This is a genomic window from Laedolimicola sp. (genome assembly GCF_051972735.1).
Lineage (GTDB): Bacteria > Bacillota > Clostridia > Lachnospirales > Lachnospiraceae > Laedolimicola > Laedolimicola intestinihominis.
The window spans coordinates 1-2,563 of the sequence record NZ_JBOKYU010000086.1 but is presented as its reverse complement, the minus strand read 5'-3'; the positions used below and the strand labels follow the sequence as shown (position 1 = coordinate 2,563).

3 protein-coding genes are annotated in these 2,563 nt (G+C 52.5%); all 3 read left to right on the top strand.

What is annotated here, in order from left to right; genetic code table 11:
- Window positions 1–523, top strand: a 523-nt coding sequence (locus ACTRC3_RS11660) for a 50S ribosomal protein L11 methyltransferase (RefSeq protein WP_440323182.1), incomplete at its 5' end; no start/stop codon positions are given.
- A gap of 1 nt (window position 524) precedes the next feature.
- Entirely contained in the window at window positions 525–1,262 is a 738-nt protein-coding gene (locus tag ACTRC3_RS11655; protein WP_440323181.1) for a 16S rRNA (uracil(1498)-N(3))-methyltransferase, read from the top strand.
- Between the two features lie 145 nt (window positions 1,263–1,407).
- Window positions 1,408–2,563, top strand: a 1,156-nt coding sequence (locus ACTRC3_RS11650) for a cysteine desulfurase family protein (RefSeq protein ID WP_440323180.1), incomplete at its 3' end; no start/stop codon positions are given.

Here is a 2,563-nt window from a genome sequence, read left to right as displayed (position 1 = left end):
CAATCAGGGAGAGCTTTCCGGAGAACAGAGGGAAAAATGGCGGCAGGCAATCCTTGCGGAACTTCCGGACAAACCCCTTACGGAGATCCATCTTCTGGATGTGGGAACCGGCAGCGGCATTCTGTCCATTATCAGCCTGAAGCTGGGAGCGAAGCACGCGGTAGGAACCGATCTGGATCCCTGCGCGGTAGAGGCTGTAAGGGAAAATATGGAAGTGAATGGCATCGATCCGGCTTCCTTTGAAATGATGATTGGCAATATCATCACAGAGAAAGAGATTCAGGATCGGGTTGGCTATGAATGCTATGATATCGTAGTGGCGAATATTCTGGCAGAGGTACTGGTGCCGCTGACGCCGGTGATTCTGTCCCAGTTAAAGCCGGGCGGCGTCTACATTACCTCTGGTATTATAGACGACAAGGAAGACCTGGTGGTGGAGACTGTGAAGAAATGCGGTCTGACCGTATTGGAGGTTACCCATCAGGGCGAGTGGGTCAGCGTAACGGCCCGTAAGGAGCAGTAGGATGCATCGTTTTTTTGCAGAACCCGGTCAGATCGGGGAAAAGGAAATCGTAATCACCGGCGCGGATGTGAATCATATCCGGAATGTCCTTCGTATGCGGACAGATGAAGAGGTGCTGATCGCCGACGGCCAAGGCGCGGAGTACCGCTGTAAGCTTACCGAACTTGGTGAAAATGAGGTGCGCGTCCAGATTCTCTGGAAGCTTGACGGCAATGCGGAGCTTGCTTCAGCCGTTACCCTGTTTCAGGGGCTTCCGAAAAGCGATAAGATGGATCTCATCGTCCAGAAATGCGTGGAGCTGGGAGTGGACCGGATTGTTCCGGTATCCACGAAGCGTGCTGTGGTGAAGCTGGACGCAAAAAAGGAGCAGACGCGGCTGAAGCGCTGGAATACCATCTCGGAGAGCGCGGCCAAGCAGTCCGGCCGGGGCGTGATACCCGAGGTCAGCGGCATCATGTCCTTTGAAAAGGCTCTGGAGGAGGCAAAGAAGCTGGACGTGCTTCTGATTCCTTATGAGCGGGCTGAGCATATGGCCGAAACCAGGCGGGTTATGGGTGAAATCAGACCCGGCCAGTCCGTAGGTATTTTCATCGGCCCGGAGGGCGGCTTTGAAGAAAGCGAAGTAGAGGAAGCAGTGGCAGCAGGCGCCCGGGCTATTACACTGGGCAGACGGATTCTGCGGACCGAGACGGCAGGGTTGGCGGTGATGTCCATGCTGAGTTACCTGCTGGAAGAATAAAAATGCAGGTTCATAGTTTTTGTCTTGTAAGATTTCTATCAGATAAGCGAGAGAATAAACTTTACAGGTGTAAGCCCATGTATGACGAGTGCTTTTGAGCAAGGGAAAAAGACTGTGAACATAGAGAATAATAAAGAGGAATAATATGGAAGTTTACTTAGACAATTCAGCCACCACCCGCTGCTTTCCGGAGGCAGCGAAGCTGATGTACAGGGTCATGACCGAGGACTACGGCAATCCGTCCTCCTTACATCAGAAGGGTGTAGACGCGGAGAAATATGTCCGCGAGGCGAAAGAAATCATTGCGAAGAATCTGAAGGTGGAGCCCAAGGAGATCTATTTTACCTCCGGCGGGACAGAGAGTGATAACCTGGCGCTCATGGGCGCAGCCCATGCCAATCAGCGGGCGGGAAAGCACCTGATTACCACCCGGATTGAGCATCCGGCCATCCTGAATACCATGAAGGAGCTGGAAAAGCAGGGCTTTCAGGTGACGTATCTGCCGGTGGATGAACAGGGCGTGGTGCGCATCGCGGATCTGGAAGCGGCTCTGACCGATGAAACTATTCTGGTGTCCGTTATGTATGTAAATAATGAGATCGGCGCAGTGCAGCCCATTGAGGAGATTGGAAAGCTTCTGAAAAACCGGGAGAAACCCATTTTGTTCCATGTGGACGCGGTGCAGGGTTACGGAAAGTTCCGGATTCTGCCGAAAAAGCTGGGTATTGACATGCTGAGTGTCAGCGGTCATAAGATTCATGGGCCCAAGGGCATGGGAATTCTGTATGTAGACGAGCACGTGAAGATTCATCCGATTCTTTTCGGAGGCGGTCAGCAGAGAGACTTGCGCTCCGGTACGGAAAATGTGCCGGGTATCGCAGGGCTGGGCGAGGCCGTAAAAGAGATTTATACAGATTTCAACGAGAAGATGGAGCGGCTGTATGGGCTTCGGGAATACTTTGTCGAAGAGATCGAAAAGATAGAGGGAACCATCGTAAACGGACCGAAGGGCAGAGAGGGCGCGCCCCACATCGTCAGCGTCAGCTTTGCGGGAGTGCGAAGCGAGGTATTGCTTCATTCTCTGGAGGATAAGGGCATTTACGTGTCCTCCGGATCTGCCTGCGCTTCCAATCATCCGGCGGTCAGCGAGACACTGAAGGCAATTCATGTGAAGAAGGAGCTTTTGGATTCCACGATCCGGTTCAGCTTCAGTGATCTGACCACAAAGGAAGAGCTGGACTATGCGGCTGACATTATCGCAGACAGAATACAGACGTTGAGAAAATTTACAAGAAGAAAGT